Annotated in this window: 21 protein-coding genes; 11 read left to right on the plus strand and 10 right to left on the minus strand. The window is 72.3% G+C overall.

Annotated elements, in window-relative coordinates; translation table 11 throughout:
* Positions 1–819, minus strand: a complete 819-nt coding sequence (locus ACF059_RS18540) for a hypothetical protein (RefSeq protein ID WP_392058225.1) — start codon at positions 817–819, stop codon at positions 1–3.
* Between the two features lie 158 nt (positions 820–977).
* Here ACF059_RS18540 and ACF059_RS18545 point away from each other — a divergent pair, with 158 nt between their 5' ends.
* The 7 genes from ACF059_RS18545 (at position 978) to ACF059_RS18575 (ending at position 7492) form a co-directional block, all read left to right on the plus strand.
* Complete coding sequence (locus ACF059_RS18545; RefSeq protein ID WP_392058228.1) at positions 978–1574, plus strand: phosphatase PAP2 family protein; 597 nt, start codon at positions 978–980, stop codon at positions 1572–1574.
* A 29-nt stretch (positions 1575–1603) separates the two neighbouring features.
* Entirely contained in the window at positions 1604–2581 is a 978-nt protein-coding gene (locus tag ACF059_RS18550) for an A/G-specific adenine glycosylase (RefSeq protein ID WP_392058231.1), read from the plus strand.
* A gap of 260 nt (positions 2582–2841) precedes the next feature.
* The gene (locus tag ACF059_RS18555) at positions 2842–3402 is read left to right on the plus strand and encodes a SigE family RNA polymerase sigma factor (protein ID WP_360894841.1); all 561 of its coding nucleotides are present in this window, start codon (positions 2842–2844) and stop codon (positions 3400–3402) included.
* A gap of 125 nt (positions 3403–3527) precedes the next feature.
* Positions 3528–4163 carry a hypothetical protein gene (locus tag ACF059_RS18560; protein WP_392058235.1) on the plus strand — a complete coding sequence of 212 codons (636 nt, stop codon included), beginning with the start codon at positions 3528–3530 and terminating at the stop codon, positions 4161–4163.
* Between the two features lie 34 nt (positions 4164–4197).
* A complete protein-coding gene (cseB, locus tag ACF059_RS18565; protein ID WP_392058238.1) occupies positions 4198–4920 on the plus strand; it encodes a two-component system response regulator CseB in 723 nt (240 codons plus the stop codon).
* Positions 4917–6233 (plus strand): two-component system sensor histidine kinase CseC, encoded by a 1317-nt coding sequence (gene cseC / locus ACF059_RS18570; protein ID WP_360894851.1) that lies wholly within the window; start codon positions 4917–4919, stop codon positions 6231–6233. Before cseB ends, cseC begins: the two co-directional genes overlap by 4 nt.
* A 71-nt stretch (positions 6234–6304) precedes the next feature.
* Positions 6305–7492: a LamG-like jellyroll fold domain-containing protein gene (locus ACF059_RS18575; protein WP_392058241.1), complete on the plus strand. Its 1188-nt coding sequence runs from the start codon at positions 6305–6307 to the stop codon at positions 7490–7492.
* A gap of 64 nt (positions 7493–7556) precedes the next feature.
* Here the strand turns inward: ACF059_RS18575 and ACF059_RS18580 are convergent, their stop codons facing one another.
* The gene (locus tag ACF059_RS18580; RefSeq protein WP_392058244.1) at positions 7557–8162 is read right to left on the minus strand and encodes a M23 family metallopeptidase; all 606 of its coding nucleotides are present in this window, start codon (positions 8160–8162) and stop codon (positions 7557–7559) included.
* 405 nt (positions 8163–8567) lie between these two features.
* Positions 8568–11093, minus strand: a complete 2526-nt coding sequence (locus tag ACF059_RS18585) for an ATP-dependent Clp protease ATP-binding subunit (RefSeq protein ID WP_266603452.1) — start codon at positions 11091–11093, stop codon at positions 8568–8570.
* Positions 11094–11569: 476 nt separating this feature from the next.
* Between ACF059_RS18585 and ACF059_RS18590 the strand changes: the two genes are divergently transcribed.
* The gene (locus ACF059_RS18590; protein WP_392058247.1) at positions 11570–12181 is read left to right on the plus strand and encodes an SCO3374 family protein; all 612 of its coding nucleotides are present in this window, start codon (positions 11570–11572) and stop codon (positions 12179–12181) included.
* On the opposite strand, the gene ACF059_RS18595 is transcribed toward ACF059_RS18590, so the two are convergent.
* The 7 genes from ACF059_RS18595 to ACF059_RS18625 form a co-directional block, all read right to left on the minus strand.
* Positions 12160–12498 (minus strand): Lsr2 family protein, encoded by a 339-nt coding sequence (locus ACF059_RS18595; RefSeq protein WP_360894862.1) that lies wholly within the window; start codon positions 12496–12498, stop codon positions 12160–12162. The two genes, ACF059_RS18590 and ACF059_RS18595, sit on opposite strands and share 22 nt — an antisense overlap.
* A 165-nt stretch (positions 12499–12663) precedes the next feature.
* Positions 12664–13194: an amino-acid N-acetyltransferase gene (locus ACF059_RS18600; RefSeq protein ID WP_361949429.1), complete on the minus strand. Its 531-nt coding sequence runs from the start codon at positions 13192–13194 to the stop codon at positions 12664–12666.
* 11 nt (positions 13195–13205) lie between these two features.
* On the minus strand, positions 13206–13724 hold the full coding sequence (locus tag ACF059_RS18605; RefSeq protein WP_392058250.1) for a BlaI/MecI/CopY family transcriptional regulator: 519 nt from the start codon (positions 13722–13724) through the stop codon (positions 13206–13208).
* 133 nt (positions 13725–13857) lie between these two features.
* Complete coding sequence (locus ACF059_RS18610; protein ID WP_366866351.1) at positions 13858–14022, minus strand: hypothetical protein; 165 nt, start codon at positions 14020–14022, stop codon at positions 13858–13860.
* 13 nt (positions 14023–14035) lie between these two features.
* Entirely contained in the window at positions 14036–14638 is a 603-nt protein-coding gene (locus ACF059_RS18615) for a hypothetical protein (RefSeq protein WP_392058253.1), read from the minus strand.
* Positions 14639–14686: 48 nt separating this feature from the next.
* Positions 14687–14878, minus strand: a complete 192-nt coding sequence (locus ACF059_RS18620; RefSeq protein ID WP_361952262.1) for a DUF397 domain-containing protein — start codon at positions 14876–14878, stop codon at positions 14687–14689.
* A gap of 123 nt (positions 14879–15001) precedes the next feature.
* Complete coding sequence (locus ACF059_RS18625; protein ID WP_392058257.1) at positions 15002–16132, minus strand: threonine aldolase family protein; 1131 nt, start codon at positions 16130–16132, stop codon at positions 15002–15004.
* 110 nt (positions 16133–16242) lie between these two features.
* On the opposite strand from ACF059_RS18625, the gene ACF059_RS18630 reads away from it, so the two are divergent.
* From ACF059_RS18630 to ACF059_RS18640, 3 genes are read left to right on the plus strand one after another with little or no spacing between them, the layout of a single operon-like run.
* Entirely contained in the window at positions 16243–17175 is a 933-nt protein-coding gene (locus tag ACF059_RS18630; protein ID WP_392058260.1) for a Rossmann-like and DUF2520 domain-containing protein, read from the plus strand.
* Positions 17172–18164 carry a pantoate--beta-alanine ligase gene (panC, locus tag ACF059_RS18635; RefSeq protein WP_392058263.1) on the plus strand — a complete coding sequence of 331 codons (993 nt, stop codon included), beginning with the start codon at positions 17172–17174 and terminating at the stop codon, positions 18162–18164. The genes ACF059_RS18630 and panC overlap by 4 nt, the downstream gene beginning before the upstream one ends.
* Positions 18161–19912: an L-aspartate oxidase gene (locus tag ACF059_RS18640; protein ID WP_366866346.1), complete on the plus strand. Its 1752-nt coding sequence runs from the start codon at positions 18161–18163 to the stop codon at positions 19910–19912. Before panC ends, ACF059_RS18640 begins: the two co-directional genes overlap by 4 nt.
* Position 19913 lies beyond the last annotated feature (1 nt).

The raw sequence follows: 19913 nt of genomic DNA on the forward strand, positions 1-19913 counted from the left end.
CTAGTTCGGCTTCAGGACGAACGAGGTGCGGGCCACCGGCATGCCGGGCGCCTTGACCTCGACCACGTACGTGTCCGCGGCCGCCGACCCCGCCGGAGGCGCCTGGCACTGGTCGGCCGCGCTGAACCTGCGGTCCCACTCCAGCGACGTCTTCGTCTCGCCCTGCGCCGGGACGCGGTAGAAGGCGTTGCCCGCGCCCGTCGGGCAGTCCGCCGAGGACCACACCGCCTTGCTGCTGCTCGCCTGAAGGATGGTCAGGACCGCCTGCCTGGGGCCGAGATCGACCTTGCAGGTGGTTCCGGAGACGTTCCGGGCGACCAGTTCGAGGCGGGGCTTCTCGTTCGCCTCGTACTCGTTCTTGACGCTCTTGACCTCCCACTGGAGCGCGGCCGGCGCACACGTGGGGAGCGGGGAGTCCGCCGGGACCGGTGCCGGGGCGGCTCCGGCGCCGCCGGCACCCGCCGCGCCACCGGCACCCGCGGCGCCGCCCGAGCCCGCCGCGCCGCCCGGTTCGCCGTTCTTGCCGGAGCCGCCCGTGGAGGCGCCGTCGGAGCCCGCGGCCGCGCCGCCGCCCGACTCCGCGCGTCCGCCGGGGGCCGCGCTGATGGCCGGTCCCGTACCGGACGGGCCCGGGGTGATGGAGGCGACGGGGTCGGGTCCGCCGCGGCCCTTCCCGTTCGTACTGGTCTTCCCCCCACCGGAACTGACGGTCCATACGGCGAGGAGCGCGAGGAGCGCGACGACGGACGCCAGCACAGCCCTCCGTCGCCAGTAGATGGAGGAGGGGAGCGGCCCGACCGGATTGCGCAGAGATCCCACGGACGGAACTTTACGAGAGTTCGCGGGCCGATCAGTGCCCCCCATGCCGCACGACAGGCGCGATTTGCCGATGATCATCTCGGTGGCGTACTCGGAACGTCGAAAACCAGCCAAGGGCCGGATGCGTAGATTATCCGCTTTGAGTATTTTTAGTGACCATGAACACCTCCGGCCTCTACCGCGGCGTCACCGGCTTCGCCCAGTCCGCGCCCACCTGGGTGCAGTCGGCGTTCCAGGCCTGGACGGCGTACGGGCTCCTGCTCTTCGGCGTGCTCTTCACGGCCGTCTGGTGGCGCTCGCGCGGCCGGGGCGGCCCCCGCCCGGTGGCCCTCGCCGTCCTCGCGCCGTCGGCCACCGCCGCCGCCTACGCGACCTCCGAGGTCGTGAAGAACACCGTGGACGAGGAGAGGCCCTGCCGCGCGCTCGCCGGCGCGGCCGCCTCGCTGGTCCCGTGCCCGGCGTCCGGCGACTGGTCCTTCCCCAGCAACCACGCGGTCATCGCGGGCGCCGCCGCCGTGGCCCTGGCCATGGCCGTACCCCGGCTCGCGCTGCTGACCGTCCCGCTCGCGCTGCTGATGGCCTTCTCCCGCGTGTTCGTGGGCGTGCACTACCCGCACGACGTGGTGTGGGGCCTGCTGCTGGGCGGTGCGGTGGCCGCGCTCCTCGTCCTCGCGCTCACGGGCCCGGTCAGTGCGCTCATCGCCGCCGTGCGGGCGAGGGGGCCCCGCGCCGCTGTCTGGTTCACGGGCCCGTAGGTCCGAAACGTGCCAGGATGCCGTCTGCCATGACTGCATCTCCCGTATCCCCCGCCACCGCCGAGTCCCCCGACGCCTCCCCCTCCTCCCACGCGCTGCACTCCCCCGTCATCGCGTGGTTCGAGGAACACGCCCGCGACCTGCCCTGGCGCCGCCCCGAGGCCGGCCCCTGGGGGGTCATGGTCAGCGAGTTCATGCTCCAGCAGACCCCCGTCAGCCGGGTCCTGCCGGTCTACGAGCAGTGGCTCGCCCGCTGGCCCCGCCCCGCCGACCTGGCCGCCGAGGCCCCCGGTGAGGCCGTACGGGCCTGGGGGCGCCTCGGCTACCCCCGCCGGGCCCTGCGGCTGCACGGCGCGGCCGTCGCGATAACGGAGCGGCACGGCGGCGACGTACCGCGGGAGCACGCGCAGCTCCTCTCGCTGCCCGGGATCGGGGAGTACACGGCGGCCGCCGTGGCCTCCTTCGCGTACGGGCAGCGGCACGCCGTCCTCGACACCAACGTCCGGCGGGTCTTCGCGCGCACCGCCACGGGCGTCGAGTACCCGCCGAACGCCACCACCGCCGCCGAGCGGCGCCTGGCCCGGGCCCTGCTGCCCGAGGACGAGCACACCGCGGCCCGCTGGGCGGCGGCCTCGATGGAGCTCGGTGCGCTGGTGTGCACCGCCAAGAGCCCGGACTGCGCCCGCTGCCCGGTGGCCGGCCTGTGCGCGTGGCGCCTCGCCGGGAAACCGGCGCACGAGGGACCGCCGCGCCGCGGGCAGACGTACGCCGGGACCGACCGGCAGGTGCGCGGCCGGCTCCTCGCGGTGCTCCGGGAGGCTGTGGGGGCCGTTCCGCAGGCCGTGCTCGACACGGTCTGGGACGAGCCGGTGCAGCGGGCCCGCGCACTGGACGGGCTGGTCTCCGACGGGCTCGTGGAACCGCTCGACGGCGGCTTCTACCGGCTCCCGCAGAGCACACCGCAGAGCGCGGCGCGGATCTCGCCCCAGAGCCCGTCACCCAGCTAGCCGCACCGCCGGGCGGCGTCCCGGTGACGCCGCCGTGACGCCTCCGTGACGGCTCGTCAACCGCTCGTAGTCGACCTTGGAACTGACGCCCTGATTCCGCTTTTCGCCGCTAAACCCCAGCTCACGGCACTGTTACACAACCTATGGGTGTCCGTGCGCCCACCGAAGGCTGGCCCGCACAGGCCCGTGACAACCCCTCCGTACCTTCAGGTCCGTAAGGCAGGGGATGAACGGGTGGACGGTAGCGGAGGCGGTCTGAGATGGCGCACGGCGAGGTACTCGAATTCGAGGAGTACGTACGCACCCGGCAGGACGCGCTGCTGCGCAGTGCCCGGCGCCTGGTCCCGGACCCGACCGACGCGCAGGACCTCCTGCAGACCGCCCTCGTGCGCACCTACGGCCGCTGGGACGGCATCGCCGACAAGTCCCTCGCCGACGCCTACCTCCGCCGGGTCATGATCAACACGCGGACCGAGTGGTGGCGCGCCCGCAAGCTCGAAGAGGTCCCCACCGAGCAGCTCCCGGACGCCTCCGTCGAGGACGGCTCCGACCAGCGCGCCGACCGCGCCCTGCTGATGGACATCCTCAAGGTGCTCGCGCCCAAGCAGCGCAGCGTGGTCGTACTGCGACACTGGGAGCAGATGAGCACCGAGGAGACGGCCGCGGCGCTCGGGATGTCGGCGGGAACCGTGAAGAGCACCCTGCACCGCGCGCTGGCCCGTCTCCGGCAGGAACTGGAGAGCCGGGACTTGGACATGCGGGCGCTGGAGCGCGGTGACCACACCAGCCGGCACGAGGGGCGTGAGCGGTGCGCGGCCTGAACGGCCAAGGTCGAAGCGGCCACGTTCTGAACGGCCGAGGTCCGAACGGCCAAGGTCGAAGCGGCCACGGTGGAAGCGGCAGGAGCTCTCCCCTGGCTGGCGCCGGCAGGGGGCCCCTGGTACTGATGTCGGCGGGGACGGTCGTCCTCGTCGGCATCGCCGTGTTCGCGGTCGGCTGCGCCACCGGCGGCACCGGTCTGCGCGACGGCGGTCCCGCCCGCAGCGGCGAGGCCGTGGCCAGGGCCACCCCGAACGCCCCCTCCCCCGACGCCTCCTCGGCCTCCTCCTCCGGCGCCTCCCTCAAGAAGGTCGACCCGGTGGCGCTGCTCAAGGCGGACCCCAAGGTCAGCTCCGAGATCAAGCGGGACCTCAAGCCCTGTACGGGCAAGGAGTACCCGGTGGACGTGAGCTACGGGAGGGTCACCGGCAGCCCCGTCGTCGACGTCGTCATCAACGTCCTGTCCTGTGCCGACGCCCTGGGCCGCGGCAGCTTCGTGTACCGGGCGGACGGCGCGAAGTACGAGAATGTGTTCTCGGACGAGCAGCCACCCGTCTACGCGGAGATCGACCGGGGCGACCTGGTGGTCACGAAGCAGGTCTACGGAAAGAGCGACGCGCTCGCCTATCCGTCGGGCGAGGACGTGATCACGTACCGCTGGAACGGGGAGAAGTTCACCGAGCAGGACCGAGTGCACTCGGAGTACAGCAACGTGGCCGACGGCGGTGTGCAGCCCGCCCCGGCCACGAGTCAAAAGAACTGAGCACAGCAGAGAAGAACTGAGGCGAGGCTTCCGCATGGCCGAGACCCATGTCCTGTTCGTGGAGGACGACGACGTCATCCGTGAGGCGACGACCCTGGCGCTGGAGCGCGACGGGTTCGTGGTCACCGCCATGCCCGACGGCCTGTCCGGCCTGGAGTCCTTCCGCGCCGACCGCCCCGACATCGCGCTGCTCGACGTGATGGTCCCGGGCATGGACGGCGTGAGCCTGTGCCGCCGCATCCGCGACGAGTCCACCGTCCCCGTGATCATGCTGTCGGCGCGCGCCGACTCCATCGACGTGGTGCTGGGCCTGGAGGCGGGCGCCGACGACTACGTCACCAAGCCCTTCGACGGCTCCGTGCTCGTCGCCCGGATCCGGGCCGTCCTGCGCCGCTTCGACCATTCGAGCGGGCCCCGCAACGGCGGACCGGGCGCGGCGGGCTCCGCCGACAGCGGTCCGGACGCGGAGCGCGGGGTGCTCTCCTTCGGTGACCTGGAGGTGGACACCGAGGGCATGGAGGTGCGCAAGGCGGGCGCCGCCGTGGCGCTGACGCCGACCGAGATGCGGCTGCTGCTGGAGTTCTCCTCCTCGCCGGGCACCGTACTGTCGCGCGACCGCCTGCTGGAGCGGGTCTGGGACTACGACTGGGGCGGTGACACCCGGGTCGTCGACGTCCACGTCCAGCGGCTGCGCACCAAGATCGGCCAGGACCGGATCGAGACGGTCCGGGGCTTCGGATACAAGCTCAAGGCATGAGACGGTTCACCCTGCGCACGGGGATCCGCTGGAAGATCACGCTCGCCATCGCCGCCGTGGGCGCCCTCGTGACGGTCGCGCTGAGCCTGGTCGTGCACAACGCTGCCCGCGTGTCGATGCTGGAGAGCGCCCGCGAGGTGCAGCTCGACCGCGTGCAGTTCATCTCCCGCAACGCCGAGGCGGGACGCAAGCCGCCCATGGGCGCCAAGCTCAACGACCCGGAGCTGCCCGCCGAGCTGCGGCGCAAGGTGCAGTCCGGGCGGCGCGGTACGTACATCCAGGAGCCGGCGCACGGGCGGCCCGAGGTGTGGGCCGCCGTGCCGCTCGGGAACGGGCAGGTGCTCTCGCTCCACACGCAGTTCCAGAGGAACACCGATCTGATCCCCGACCTGGACCGCGCCCTGCTCGTCGGCGGCCTCGCCGCCGTGATCGGCGGTTCGGCGCTCGGCGTGCTCATCGGCGGGCAGATCTCCAGCAGGCTGCGCAAGGCGGCGGCCGCCGCGCGGCGGGTGGCGCACGGCGATCCCGACGTACGGGTGCGGGACGCGGTCGGCGGCGTCGTGCGCGACGAGACGGACGACCTCGCGCGGGCCGTGGACGCCATGGCCGACGCCCTCCAGCAGCGGCTCGAAGCCGAGCGGCGGGTGACCGCGGACATCGCGCACGAGCTGCGCACGCCGGTGACGGGCCTGCTCACGGCGGCGGAGCTGCTGCCTCCGGGGCGCCCGACCGAGCTGGTGCGCGACAGGGCGCAGGCCCTGCGCGCGCTCGTCGAGGACGTACTGGAGGTGGCCCGGCTGGACAGCGCGTCCGAGCGGGCCGAGCTCCAGGACGTGGCGCTGGGCGAGTTCGTGAGCCGGCGCGTGACCTCGCTGATGCCGGAGGCGACCGTACGGGTCGTGGCGGACGAGATCGTCAGCACCGACCCGCGGCGCCTGGAGCGGATCCTGGGGAACCTGCTGGCCAACGCCGCGCGCTACGGCCGGCCGCCGGTCCAGGTCGACGTCGAGGGCCGGGTCGTACGGGTCCGGGACCACGGGCCGGGCTTCCCGGAGGCGCTGCTGCGCGAGGGGCCGAGCCGGTTCCGCACCGGGTCGACGGACCGCGCGGGCGTGGGCCACGGGCTGGGGCTGACGATCGCGGAGGGCCAGGCGCGGGTCCTGGGCGCCCGGCTGACCTTCCGCAACGTGGCGGCCCCGGGCGGCATCGACCGCGAGGGGGCGGCGGCGGGCGCGGTGGCGGTGCTGTGGCTGCCGGAGCACGCGCCGACGGCGACGGGCAGCTTCCCGGTGATCAAGCTGCCGCAGGGCTGAGGGGCCGGAGCGCCGGCCACGGCCGGGCCCGGGCGGTCCGGTCCGGCGGGTCGTGTTTTAGCATCCGTGGCATGACCGACGCCGTGAACCCCCCGAGCAACCCGCAGCCCGAGCCCGCTCCCGGGAGCGGCGGATACGGGTTTCCGCCGGGGCCGCCCGCACAGGGCGGCGGCTACGGCTTCCCGCCCGGCCCCTCCGCACCGGGCTCCGGCCAGGGTGGCTACGGCTACCCGTCGGGCGGCGCCGGCTACGGCTACCCGCAGCCCGGCCAGCAGCCGAACCCGTACCAGCAGGCCTCCGGAGGCCAGTGGCCCCCGACCCAGGACCTCCCCACCCAGGACGCCCACCCGGCCCTGTCCCCGACCCCGCAGCCGGACTGGGAGGCCATGGCCGACCGGTCGGCCGCCGAGCGGCGCAAGAAGCGGCTGTGGATGGTGGGCGGAGCGGTGACCGTACTGGCGCTGCTGGCCGGCGGCGGAACGTTCTTCCTGCTCGGCCGCAACGGCGACGACTCCGGCGGGGCCGACGCCCAGCCCTCGGCGACGGCCGAACCGGAGCCGGGCGGGTCGAAGTCCCCGGCGGCCTACACCGCCACCGTCGAGGGTGACGCGACCCTGCTGCGCGACAGCTACGGCAAGACCGGCATCCGGCTGGGCCCCGACCTGCAGGTCGGCCCGCTGGGCAAGCGGTTCCAGATCGTCGGGAAGGGCACCGGGAACTCCTACGCCCAGTCCGCCGAGCCGGTCGTGGACGTCACCAAGAGCTTCACGCTCACGGCGCGCGTCTACAGCTCGGGGGCCAAGGGCTCGCGGATCGCGATCAGCCAGGGCGACGGGGAGTCGTTCTCCTTCGAGCTCGGCGTGAACGAGGTGAACGGCAAGCAGGCCTGGATCTTCCGCGTGCAGACCGGCGACAAGGGCGCCGCGGCGACCACGAGAACCGTCACCGCCGAGGGCGTCACCGTGCTCAAGACGCCCACGATGCTGATGGCCACCTACGACGCCGAGAAGAAGAACATCGCCCTCTACGTGGAGGGCAAGAAGGCCGGCGAGACCCCCGTCCCGCCGATCTGGCAGGCACCCGGCCCGCTCCAGCTGGGCCGGTCCAAGCACCACAACATCTGGACCGGCCCCTGGCAGGGCGCCCTGCACAACATCAAGATCTACGACACGGCCTTCACGCCGGAGCAGGCCGCCGCCTACAAGGAGGGCAAGCTCGGCCCGGAGACGAAGCCGGTCCACGCCTGGCTGCTCACCTGACCCGGCCGGCTCGGACGGGTCGGGAGGCTCGGACGGGTCAGGCCGCTCGGGCCGCTCGGGCGGGTCAGATGGTGACGCCGGCCTTGCGCAGGAAGGCCACCGGGTTCACGGCCGAGCCGTAGTTCGGGGTGGTCCGGATCTCGAAGTGCAGGTGCGGGCCGCTGGAGTTGCCGGTGTTGCCCGACAGGGCGATCCGCTGCTCGACGGCGACCTTCTGGCCGATCCGGACCTGGATCCGCGAGAGGTGCGCGTACTGCGAGTACGTGTTGTTGGCGTGCTTGATCACGATGGCGTTGCCGTACGCCGGACCGTCGCCGCCACCGTTCGGGCCCGCCTTGACGACGACGCCGGCGGCCACGGCCTTGACCGGGGTGCCGACGGGGACGGCGAAGTCCTGGCCGGAGTGCTTGCGCGACCACATGCTGCCGCCCTTGCCGAAGGTCGCCGACAGCGTGTACTTGTCGAGCGGCTTGTCCCACAGGCCGCTCTTCGCGGAGGCGGCCTTGTCGGCGGTCACGGCGGCCTGGACGGCCTGAGCGGCCTGAGCCGCCTGCGGCGCGGTGTCGGCGAACGCGGCGGTCGTGCCCGCCCCGAGGGCCAGCGCCGCACCGAGAGCGGTGGCGCCGACGGCGATACGGGTACGACGGGTGCTGACGCGCTTCGCGGACATGAAGCAGACCTCCGGGGCCGGGAACGAGGACGGGTCATGCCCGACGGGGCATGAAGCGACCCGGCACGATGCGGCGTGTGCCGGGTTGGCTCACCTTTGGTACCCCGAGGTCCTGGACTTCCCCAAATGTCCCGGTTACTACCGGAGCTCGTAGCCGGGGCGGTGTGACGTGGCCCGTTGACGGCTCCCGCCGTGGACCCAGGCAGGCCCTCAGCCGCCGCCACCCCCATTGGATCTACGAAACCACCTAGTACGTCCGATTTGCCCTGTGCGGCTTGTCACCGGTTCAGGACCTCGGTGGTGGGGAACCAGGAGGAGTCCCAGCCATGACATGACGAAGGGGCGGCCCGGAACCTGGTGGGTTCCGGGCCGCCCCTTCGTACCGCTCTGGTCGGCGCCTAGCGCTTACGCACCCTTGGAGAGGTCCGGGCCGGAGCCCGTGGCCTCGATCGGGGGCAGGTCCGGCAGGGCCGACTTCTCCTCGCCGCGGAAGGTGAACTTGGCCTCTTCGCCCTCACCCTCCTTGCCGACGACCACGATGTGACCGGGGCGCAGCTCGCCGAAGAGGATCTTCTCCGACAGGATGTCCTCGATCTCGCGCTGGATGGTCCGGCGCAGCGGCCGGGCACCCAGGATCGGGTCGTAGCCCCGCTTGGCGAGCAGGAGCTTCGCGTCACCGCTCAGCTCGATGCCCATGTCGCGGTCCTTGAGGCGCTCGTCGACCTTGGCGATCATCAGGTCGACGATCTGGATGATGTCTTCCTCGGTGAGCTGGTGGAAGACGACCGTGTCGTCGACACGGTTGAGGAACTCGGGCCGGAAGTGCTGCTTGAGCTCTTCGTTGACCTTCGCCTTCATCCGGTCGTATCCGGTCTTCGTGTCGCCCTGCGCCGCGAAGCCCAGGTTGAAGCCCTTCGAGATGTCCCGGGTACCCAGGTTGGTCGTCATGATGATGACCGTGTTCTTGAAGTCCACGACCCGGCCCTGGGAGTCGGTCAGGCGACCGTCCTCCAGGATCTGGAGAAGGGAATTGAAGATATCCGGGTGGGCCTTCTCGACCTCGTCGAAGAGGACGACGGAGAACGGCTTGCGGCGCACCTTCTCGGTGAGCTGGCCGCCCTCTTCGTAGCCCACGTAGCCGGGGGGCGAACCGAAGAGACGGGAAACCGTGTGCTTCTCGCTGAACTCCGACATGTCGAGGGAGATCAGCGCGTCCTCGTCGCCGAAGAGGAATTCGGCGAGCGTCTTGGAGAGCTCGGTCTTACCGACACCGGACGGACCGGCGAAGATGAACGAGCCACCCGGGCGCTTCGGGTCCTTCAGACCCGCACGGGTACGACGGATCGCCTGGGAGAGCGCCTTGATGGCGTCCTTCTGGCCGATGACCCGACGGTGGAGCTCGTCCTCCATGCGGAGCAGTCGCGAGGACTCCTCCTCGGTGAGCTTGAAGACGGGAATGCCGGTCGCGGTCGCGAGGACTTCGGCGATGAGCTCGCCGTCGACCTCGGCGACGACGTCCATGTCGCCGGCCTTCCATTCCTTCTCGCGCTTGGTCTTCGCCGCCAGCAGCTGCTTCTCCTTGTCGCGGAGGGAAGCTGCCTTCTCGAAGTCCTGGGAGTCGATGGCCGACTCCTTGTCGCGGCGCACGCCCGCGATCTTCTCGTCGAACTCGCGGAGGTCCGGCGGCGCGGTCATCCGGCGGATGCGCATCCGGGAGCCGGCCTCGTCGATCAGGTCGATCGCCTTGTCCGGGAGGAAGCGGTCCGAGATGTACCGGTCCGCCAGCGTCGCCGCCTGGACGAGGGCCTCGTCCGTGATGGAGACGCGGTGGTGGGCCTCGTACCGGTCGCGCAGGCCCTTGAGGATCTCGATCGTGTGGGGGAGGGAAGGCTCCGCCACCTGGATCGGCTGGAAGCGGCGCTCGAGGGCCGCGTCCTTCTCGAGGTGCTTGCGGTACTCGTCCAGCGTGGTCGCACCGATGGTCTGGAGCTCACCACGGGCCAGCATGGGCTTGAGGATGCTGGCGGCGTCGATCGCGCCCTCGGCGGCGCCCGCACCCACGAGGGTGTGGAGCTCGTCGATGAACAGGATGATGTCGCCGCGGGTGCGGATCTCCTTGAGCACCTTCTTCAGGCGCTCCTCGAAGTCACCGCGGTAGCGGGAACCGGCGACCAGGGCACCGAGGTCAAGCGTGTAGAGGTGCTTGTCCTTGAGGGTCTCGGGGACCTCGCCCTTGACGATCGCCTGGGCCAGGCCCTCGACGACGGCGGTCTTGCCGACGCCGGGCTCGCCGATGAGGACCGGGTTGTTCTTGGTACGGCGGGACAGCACCTGCATGACCCGCTCGATCTCCTTCTCGCGCCCGATGACCGGGTCGAGCTTGGATTCGCGGGCCGCCTGGGTGAGGTTGCGGCCGAACTGGTCCAGGACGAGCGAGGTCGAGGGCGTGCCCTCGGCCGGGCCGCCGGCCGTGGCCGACTCCTTGCCCCCGCCGGTGTAGCCGGAGAGCAGCTGGATGACCTGCTGCCGGACTCGGTTGAGATCGGCGCCCAGCTTCACGAGGACCTGGGCGGCGACGCCCTCGCCCTCGCGGATCAGGCCGAGCAGGATGTGCTCGGTGCCGATGTAGTTGTGGCCGAGCTGGAGGGCCTCTCGGAGCGAAAGCTCCAGGACCTTCTTCGCCCGCGGGGTGAAGGGGATGTGGCCGGACGGGGCCTGCTGCCCCTGACCGATGATCTCCTCAACCTGCTGGCGAACAGCCTCGAGCGAAATCCCGAGGCTCTCCAGGGCCTTAGCGGCGACACCCTCACCCTCGTGGATCAAGCCCAGGAGGATGTGCTCGGTGCCGATGTAGTTGTGGTTGAGCATCCGGGCTTCTTCCTGAGCCAGGACGACAACCCGCCGCGCGCGGTCGGTGAACCTCTCGAACATCGTTTATCGCTCCTCAGAGCGGTCGGGCAGTTCGGGGTCGGTCCCCGCCCTGTCCTTCCGCATGCTAGTCCCGTGAGGCGGGACAGCTCATTCCAACTGCCGACATCCGTCCACGGCTCACCCCTGCATCAGCGGGAAAACCGGCTTGAAGAGCCGACAACTGCTCCAACTCGATGGTGCGAGACGATGTTCCCGCAGGCCAGGCAGATACCCGTCATGCGTGTACGCCGACGGCGAACGGAAGCCGCTCAAATCAGCGTGTCGCCCCGATCCACTAGGCAATGTCTTACCCGTAAGGGCTGACACTCCATGCCGATCGCACCACTTCCCTCCGCTGAGGGCGAACACGCCGCCGTCCCGAATGTGGGACTCCGCCGCCGCGGACGTTTACGTTCCGCGCGCGAGCGGGTGCGGTGTGTCACTGCGGTGTGTCACCACGACCGTAACCCCGGGGCGATTGCGCAGTTGCTCCGGGCATGGCCGTAACCGTTCCGCCGAGCGCACCGCCGACCGTCCCGACGCCCCGCCTCCCGCCCGAGGGCGACGCGTACGCCTCCTGGTACGGGAGGGTGCTCGGCTGGGCCGTCACCGCGGGCCCGCCCGCCCAGCTCGTGACCGGGGTCGGCTTCGACGTGCTGGAGCTGCCGTCCGATGCGGGGGCGGCGGTGCTGCGCAGGCCGGTCGCCACGGGCCCGGTGGCGCTCATGGGGCGCCGGATGCGGTTCCTGGTGGCCGCGGGGAGCGCAGAGGAGCTGGACGGGCTGCTCGACTGGCTCGAATGGGGCGGGGTCGCCCTGGATCTCACCGCCCTGGGTGCGGGGGGCAGGATCACCGCCCCGGCTCCCCCGGGCACGTCCGTGCGGGACAGCCCTCGGGGAGCCGCCGTGTGGCTGCGACCCCCCGAGCAGGGGTGTGAGGCACTGCTGCCGGCCCTGCCCGGGCAGGGAAGGGCCGTCGGGCCTCGTCCTGGGAAAGGCACGGCCGGGCCCGATCTCGTACGCCTGGTGGCCGCGGCGGCGACGGAATGCCACCGGGCCCGCCTGGGGCGTCGTACGTCAGCGGCTTGTCAGCCGTTGGCCTTCTCGTAGGCCTCGCGGATCTCGGCCGGGACGCGGCCGCGGTCGTTCACGTTCCAGCCGTTGTCCTTCGCCCACGCCCGGATGAGCGCGGTGTCCGGGTTGGCGGCCGTCGCGCCGCCGCGGCCCTTGGCGCGCGCCGCGGTGGCACGGCCACCGGTGCGGCGGCCGCCCTTGGTGTACGGGTCGAGCAGACCGCGGAGCTTTTCAGCGTTGGCGGTGGTGAGGTCGATCTCGTAGGTCTTGCCATCCAGAGCGAACGTCACCGTCTCGTCCGCCTCGCCACCGTCGAGGTCGTCGACAAGAAGGACCTGAACCTTCTGTGCCACCGGGATTTCCTTTCATCGAAAAGCAGTACGCGGAAAGGAAACCGCTTTTGCGTGGAAAACACAAACCCCCGGGGAGAGGTTCGAGACCACTACGGGGCGGGAAACGTGCGCGATTCGGACATAGGCCACAGGTGCGCCGAGGGCGGGAAAAGCCAAGGCCATCGATCAGAGGTGCAGAAGCATCCGACTGTTGCCCAAGGTGTTCGGCTTCACTCGTTCGAGACCGAGGAACTCCGCGACGCCCTCGTCATAGGAACGCAGCAGCTCCATGTACACATCGGTCTCGACCGGAGTCTCACCGATCTCGACGAAGCCGTGCTTCGCGAAGAAGTCCACTTCGAAGGTCAGGCAGAAAACCCGGCTCACCCCGAGGGTGCGGGCCGTCCGCAACAACTGCTCCAGCACCCGGTGACCGACGCCGGCGCCCTTCAACGCGCGGTCGACGGCGAGAGTGCGCACTTCGGCCAGGTCTTCCCACATCACGTGGAGAGCGCCGCAGCCGACCACCTGACCGTCGCTGTCGCGTTCCGCGACCCAGAACTCCTGGATGTCCTCGTAAAGGACGACCGGCGCTTTGTCGAGCAGGATCCGCTGCTGCACGTACTGGTCGAGGAGGCGACGCAGCGCGGGAACATCACCGGTGCGGGCACGGCGGATCGTCACTGTTTCTGCATGTGCAGTGGAAAACTCTCCCATGGCTGCGGACGTTATCGCCCCGGCTCCGTCGGGCGCTCGGCGGAGTCCCCCCGGACTTCACCGGGAGCGGCGGCTTCACCGGCTGCGGGGGATGCGGTGGGAGGCGCGGCGGGGGGTGCGGCCGGGGCTCCCGCGGGGGGTGCGGCCTGGGCGTCGGCGGCGGACTCGTCGTCGTGCTGGACGACCCGTACGGCGTCGCGGAGGGCTTCGCGCTGTTCCGCCGACATCATGCCGAAGAAGGCGACCAGGGCGGCCGCCGGGTTGTCGCTCGTCGACCAGGCTTCGTTCATCAGTGCGGCCGAGTAGGCGGCGCGGGTGGAGACCGCCGTATATCGATAGGCGCGGCCTTCGGCTTCCCGGCGGACCCAGCCCTTCTGATGAAGATTGTCCATAACGGTCATGACCGTGGTGTACGCGATGGACCGTTCCTGCTGGAGGTCTTCCAGCACTTCGCGAACAGTGACCGGGCGGTTCCACTGCCACACCCGCGTCATGACGGCGTCTTCGAGTTCTCCCAAGGGGCGAGGCACAACAGCACGATAGTGCGAGTTGTGCGGAATTGCCCGACTATTCACCCGGTAACGCGCGGCGACATTCCGGGGACGCCCCGTCGAACTCGGGCGGGGAGTACGGCCGCTGCGGCCGCACTCCCCGCCCGGAGGCTTACTTCTGCTGCTGGGCGGCTTCGGCCCGGGCGAGCACGGCGTCGACCGCCGCGTCCTCCTTGGCCTTGTTGGAGCCGCCCTGGCTCTTCACGATCGTCACGACGAGAGCGATGAAGAACGCGGCCATCGCGATGGGGGGCACGAGCGCGGAGACGTAGTCCATGCCCCCAGACTAACTACCCGTATGCCAGCCCGGCCGCCGGGGGCGCGGCGGGCTTGCGCCGCGGCGGGAAGACCTCGCCGGGGGTCGGGACCGGCCGCTCGGGGCGCGGCGGCTCCTTCGGCTGCGGGGCGGGCCGCGACGGCTCCTCCTTGCGGCCGGCCAGGGCGAGCAGCCGCGTGCGGGGCGCGGGGGTCGTCGACAGGCGACGGCGTACGGAGCGCTCCGCGACGCCCTGGGCCCGCTCCAGCAGCGCGGCCGCGACCGGATTGGCGCGCAGCGCGCGCAGGGCGGCCAGGTCGTCGGGGACCGGCTCGTAGCCGGCGGCCAGGGCGTCCTGGAGCAGCTCCAGGTAGCCCGGGAGGCTGCCGGGCAGGGCGGCCCGGTAGCGGACCAGATCCGCCAGGAGGAAGGCTCTGAGCCGGCCCGCCTCCAGGACCGCGTCGTCCACCGACTGCGCGAGGTGCAGGCAGTCCTGGACCTCCGCGGCCGTCAGGGCCGACGGAGTCGTCAGGGGGGCCGAGGAGGGCTGGAGGGCGTGGGCGAGGAGGCGCCTGAGCAGGTGCAGCTCAGCCGCGCTGAACGCCATGCCGCCGCGGGATCCGTAGGGCGTGGGCATGGGCCGAAGATACGCGCTAATCGGACAAAACCCCCTCATGGTGAGGGGTTACGGCGCGGCGGTCTCCTTGACGGCGCGCAGGAAGTCGGCCCAGGCGGCCTGGGTGGTGGCGAGCACGAGATGGGCCGGGTCGACGCGGTCGGCGACGCGGACGAGGGCGCCGGGGGCGGTGGCGACGTAGACGCAGGCGTCTCCCTCACCGCAGAACGAGGACTTCTGCCACGCGGTCGGTGCGGTCATGGTGTCTCCTCCGGGCACGGTGGCCGGTCATTTCCGTGAAGGGACGGTATCCCCACGACCGGCCCGGGCCGGTGACTTTCCCGGAATTCGGTGTTTCGTGGCTCCGCCGCCCCCCGGTACCGACTACAGCCGGGCCACGAAGGCCGCCACCGCCTCCTTCACGTCGGACTCCGTCCAGGACAGCCCCGGCGCGGTGATCTCCAGTTCCGTCACCGACAGGCCCGGCGGTCCGTCGGGGGACCACCGGCGGAAGAGGACGGTGCCCGTCTCCTCCGCCTGGCGCAGGCCCGCATCCGTCAGACGGTCCGCCTCGTACGGGAGCCACACCTGGAACTGGTGGGTGTGCGGCTCCTGCGGGTGGATCCGGGACCACGGGACCCCCGACTCCGCGAACGCCGTGCCGAGCGCGCCCGCCACCACCCGCGCCTGGGCCACGTACTGCGGCAGGCGCGGCAGCTCCCGCTCCAGTCCCGCCAGCGCGGACAGGGCCTGCGGGAACTGCCGGAAGATCTGGCCGCCGTACCGGTGGCGCCAGACGCGGGTCTCCTCCACGAACTCCCGCGAGCCCGCCAGCGCGGCCCCGCTCAGGCCGCCCAGCGACTTGTAGAAGGAGACGTACACCGAGTCCGCCAGTCCGGCGATCTCCGGCAGGGTGCGCCCGAAGTGGACGGTGGACTCCCACAGCCGGGCCCCGTCGAAGTGGACCACCGCCTCCCGCTCGCGGGCCGCGTCGACCAGGGCCTCCAGCTCCTCCCAGGAGGGCAGGAGGAAGCCCGCGTCCCGCAGGGGCAGCTCCAGCATCAGCGTGCCGAAGGGCTCGCGCAGCTCCGCGACCTCCGCGGGCGTCGGCTGGCGCGCCTCCGTCGTCGGGTGCACCACCCGCAGCCCGGACACGGCCGACAGAGCCTGGCCCTCCCACTTCTCCGGATGGCTCAGCGGGTGCAGGGCCACCACCGGGTTCCCGGTCCGGCCGGCCCAGCACCGCAGGGCGATCTGCTGCGCCATCGTCCCCGTCGGGAAGAACGCGGCGTCCTGGGTCCCCAGCAGCTGCGCGACCCTGCGCTCCAGCGCCTCCACGACCCCGTCGCCGTACACGTCGGCGGGTGCGTCCATGTCGTACGGGGCTCCGGCGAGCGGGGCGAGCAGCTCCCCGACCGTGGGTTCCAGCAGGCTGCGGGAGAGCTTGCGCTCCGCCCCGCGCCAGGCCGCCACCAGCCGCCTCGTGCGTTCCGTGTTCTCGGTGTCGTCGCTCATGGGGCCCGATCCTCGCCCCTGTCGCCGCCGACCCGCCAATGGGCCAGGAGCTAGCATGGCCGCGTAACGTCCGGTACCCCCCGCGGACTGGAACGGAAGGCCCTCCCCGCGTGAACTCATCACAGCAGCCGCGCCCTGCCCGGCTCGCCGTCGGCGTCGTCGGAGCCGGCCGCGTCGGTCCGGCGCTGGCCCGCGCGCTCCAGCAGGCCGGGCACCGGCCCGTCGCCGTCTCCGGAGTCTCCGACGCGTCCGTGCGCCGCGCCGCGCGGATGCTGCCCGACGTACCGCTCGTACCGCCCGCCCAGGTGCTGGAGCTGGCCGACCTGGTCCTGCTGACCGTGCCCGACGACGCGCTGCCGTCCCTCGTGGAGGGTCTGGCCGAGACCGGCGCGGTCCGGCCCGGGCAGCTCCTCGTCCACACCTCGGGGCGGTACGGGACCGCCGTGCTGGACCCGGCGCGGCGCGCGGGCGCCCTGCCGCTGGCCCTGCACCCCGCGATGACCTTCACCGGCACCGAGGTCGACGTGCAGCGCCTGGCCGGCTGCTCCTTCGGCGTCACCGCCCCCGAAGAGCTGCGGCTCGCCGCCGAGGCCCTGGTCATCGAGATGGGCGGCGAGCCCGAGTGGATCGCGGAGGAGAGCCGTCCGCTCTACCACGCGGCTCTCGCCCTCGGCGCGAACCACCTCGTCACGCTGGTCGCCCAGTCGATGGAGCTGCTGCACAAGGCCGGGGTCGAGCACCCCGACCGGATGCTCGGCCCGCTGCTCGGCGCGGCCCTCGACAACGCCCTGCGCTCCGGTGACGGCGCCCTGACCGGGCCGGTGGCCCGCGGTGACGCCGGTACGGTCGCCGCGCACGTCTCGGAGCTGCGCAAGCACGCGCCCGGCACGCTCGCCGGGTACCTGGCGATGGCCCGCACCACCGCCGACCGGGCCCTCGCGCACGGTCTGCTCAAGCCCGAACTCGCCGAGGACCTGCTCGGTGTCCTCGCGGACGACGCCGGCCCCGCCGCCGCCCCCGGCACCGGAGGCGGTGACCGGTGAGCGAGCTGCTGATCGACACCGCCGGGGAGCTGCTGGCGCTCCCGCGCACCGGCCGCCGGGCCGTGGTGATGACCATGGGCGCCCTGCACGAGGGCCACGCCACCCTGGTGCGCACGGCGCGCGAGCTGGCCGGGCCCGAGGGTCAGGTCGTGGTCACCGTCTTCGTCAACCCGCTGCAGTTCGGGGCGGGCGAGGACCTCGACCGCTATCCGCGCACCCTCGACGAGGACCTGCGGATCGCCGAAGGGGCGGGCGCCGACGCGGTGTTCGCGCCGTCCGTCGAGGAGGTCTACCCGGGCGGTGACCCGCAGGTGCGGATCAGCGCCGGCCCCATGGGCGAGCGACTCGAAGGGGCCACCCGCCCCGGCCACTTCGACGGGATGCTGACCGTCGTCGCCAAGCTGCTCCACCTGACCCGCCCCGACCTGGCCCTCTTCGGCCAGAAGGACGCGCAGCAACTGGCCCTGATCCGGCGGATGGTGACCGACCTGAACTTCCCCGTCGAGGTGGTCGGCGTGCCGACCGTCCGCGAGGAGGACGGGCTCGCGCTGTCGTCCCGCAACCGCTACCTCTCCCCCGCCGAGCGGCAGACCGCCCTGGCCTTGTCCCGCGCCCTGTTCGCCGGGCAGGACCGGCTCGCCGCGCAGGCGGCGCTGCGCGCCCGCGCCGAGGCGGCCCCGGCCAGCGACGAGCGGGCCACCGCGCTGGCGCGGCTCGGCGAGATCCGCGCCTCCGCCGACGCGCACGCCGTCTCGGCGGCGGGCGGCGGGCTGCCGGACGCCGTACGGGCCGCCGCGCGCCACGTCCTGGAGGAGGCGGGCCGCCACGAGCCGCCGCTCGTACTGGACTACCTGGCGCTGGTGGACCCGAAGGACTTCACCGAGGCCGGACCCGACTTCACCGGGCAGGCCGTGCTGGCCGTCGCCGCGAAGGTGGGCACGACCCGGCTGATCGACAACATCCCATTGGAGTTCGGAGCACACTCGTGAGCACCCCAGGCAGAGGCATCCCCTCGGACGGCGCGGGAGCGGGCACCGGCATACGGCTGCACGCACCGGCCCCCGGCTGGTCCCTCGACGCCGATGTCGTGGTCGTCGGTTCCGGCGTGGCGGGCCTGACGGCCGCGCTGCGCTGCGCCGCCGGCGGCCGCCGTACGGTCGTGGTCACCAAGGCCAGGCTCGACGACGGCTCCACCCGCTGGGCCCAGGGCGGCATCGCCGCGGCCCTCGGCGAGGGCGACACCCCCGAGCAGCACCTGGGCGACACCCTGGTCGCGGGCGCGGGCCTGTGCGACGAGGCGGCCGTGCGGCTGCTCGTCACCGAGGGCCCCGACGCGGTGCGGCGGCTGATGGCCGCGGGCGCGGTCTTCGACACCTCCGAGGAGACCGGCGAGATAGAACTGACCCGCGAGGGTGGCCACCACCGCCGCCGGATCGCGCACGCGGGCGGCGACGCCACGGGAGCCGAGATCTCGCGGGCGCTCGTCGAGGCGGTGCAGGCCGCGGGCATCGAGACGGTGGAGAACGCGCTCGTACTGGACCTGCTCCAGGACGCGCAGGGCCGTACGGCCGGCGTCACGCTGCACGTCATGGGCGAGGGCCAGCACGACGGGGTCGGCGCGGTCCACGCGCCCGCCGTGATCCTGGCGACCGGCGGCATGGGCCAGGTCTTCTCGGCCACCACCAACCCGTCGGTGTCCACCGGTGACGGCGTGGCGCTCGCGCTGCGCGCCGGCGCGGAGGTCTCCGACCTCGAATTCGTGCAGTTCCACCCGACGGTGCTGTTCCTCGGCCCGGAGGCCGAGGGGCAGCAGCCGCTGGTGTCGGAGGCGGTCCGGGGCGAGGGCGCGTACCTCGTCGACGCGGACGGCGTGCGCTTCATGGTCGGCCAGCACGAGCTCGCCGAGCTGGCGCCGCGTGACATCGTCGCCAAGGGCATCATGCGCCGCATGCAGGAGCAGGGCGCGCAGCACATGTTCCTGGACGCACGGCACTTCGGCGCCGAGATGTGGGAGCAGCGCTTCCCCACGATCCTCGCCGCCTGCCGGGCCCACGGCATCGACCCGGTGACCGAGCCGATCCCGGTCGCGCCCGCCGCGCACTACGCGTCCGGCGGCGTACGGACCGACCTGCAGGGGCGGACCACCGTCCGCGGCCTGTACGCCTGCGGCGAGGTCGCCTGCACCGGGGTGCACGGCGCGAACCGGCTCGCCTCCAACTCCCTGCTGGAGGGCCTGGTCTTCGCCGAGCGGATCGCCGAGGACATCATCACGCAGCGGTACGACAGCGCCGGCCCGGTCGTCCCGGTGCCCGCGACCGGCCCGCTCCAGCCCGCCACGGCGCGGCACGAGATCCAGCGGATCATGACGGACGGCGCGGGCGTGCTCCGGTCCGCCGCGTCGCTGAGCACGGCGGCCGGCGCCCTCGAAGCGCTGTACGCGACCGCTCTGAACGACCTCGAAGCGCACGGCAAGACCGCCGAGCCGGGCGTGGACACCTGGGAGGCCACGAACCTGCTGTGCGTGGCGCGGGTCCTGGTCGCCGCCGCCGAGCGGCGCGTGGAGACCCGCGGCTGCCACTGGCGCGAGGACCACCCGGACCGCGACGATGCCGACTGGCGCCGCCATCTCGTCGTGCGCCTCTCGGCGACCGAGAAGCGGGCCCTGGTCGTCATCCCCACCGACTCCGCGGACTTCCCCGCAGTGGAACCCCTGAACCCCCCGAGCCTGGAGCAGTGAC

The organism is Streptomyces sp. NPDC016562 (assembly GCF_043076955.1).
Lineage (GTDB): Bacteria > Actinomycetota > Actinomycetes > Streptomycetales > Streptomycetaceae > Streptomyces.

Coding starts and splice junctions, on each gene's coding strand:
- ACF059_RS18545 (WP_392058228.1), top strand. CDS start 978: ATGAACACCTCCGGCCTCTACCGCGGCGTCACCGGCTTCGCCCAGTCC.
- ACF059_RS18550 (WP_392058231.1), top strand. CDS start 1,604: ATGACTGCATCTCCCGTATCCCCCGCCACCGCCGAGTCCCCCGACGCC.
- ACF059_RS18555 (WP_360894841.1), top strand. CDS start 2,842: ATGGCGCACGGCGAGGTACTCGAATTCGAGGAGTACGTACGCACCCGG.
- ACF059_RS18560 (WP_392058235.1), top strand. CDS start 3,528: ATGTCGGCGGGGACGGTCGTCCTCGTCGGCATCGCCGTGTTCGCGGTC.
- cseB (WP_392058238.1), top strand. CDS start 4,198: ATGGCCGAGACCCATGTCCTGTTCGTGGAGGACGACGACGTCATCCGT.
- cseC (WP_360894851.1), top strand. CDS start 4,917: ATGAGACGGTTCACCCTGCGCACGGGGATCCGCTGGAAGATCACGCTC.
- ACF059_RS18575 (WP_392058241.1), top strand. CDS start 6,305: ATGACCGACGCCGTGAACCCCCCGAGCAACCCGCAGCCCGAGCCCGCT.
- ACF059_RS18580 (WP_392058244.1), bottom strand. CDS start 8,162: ATGTCCGCGAAGCGCGTCAGCACCCGTCGTACCCGTATCGCCGTCGGC.
- ACF059_RS18585 (WP_266603452.1), bottom strand. CDS start 11,093: ATGTTCGAGAGGTTCACCGACCGCGCGCGGCGGGTTGTCGTCCTGGCT.
- ACF059_RS18590 (WP_392058247.1), top strand. CDS start 11,570: ATGGCCGTAACCGTTCCGCCGAGCGCACCGCCGACCGTCCCGACGCCC.
- ACF059_RS18600 (WP_361949429.1), bottom strand. CDS start 13,194: ATGGGAGAGTTTTCCACTGCACATGCAGAAACAGTGACGATCCGCCGT.
- ACF059_RS18610 (WP_366866351.1), bottom strand. CDS start 14,022: ATGGACTACGTCTCCGCGCTCGTGCCCCCCATCGCGATGGCCGCGTTC.
- ACF059_RS18615 (WP_392058253.1), bottom strand. CDS start 14,638: ATGCCCACGCCCTACGGATCCCGCGGCGGCATGGCGTTCAGCGCGGCT.
- ACF059_RS18620 (WP_361952262.1), bottom strand. CDS start 14,878: ATGACCGCACCGACCGCGTGGCAGAAGTCCTCGTTCTGCGGTGAGGGA.
- ACF059_RS18625 (WP_392058257.1), bottom strand. CDS start 16,132: ATGAGCGACGACACCGAGAACACGGAACGCACGAGGCGGCTGGTGGCG.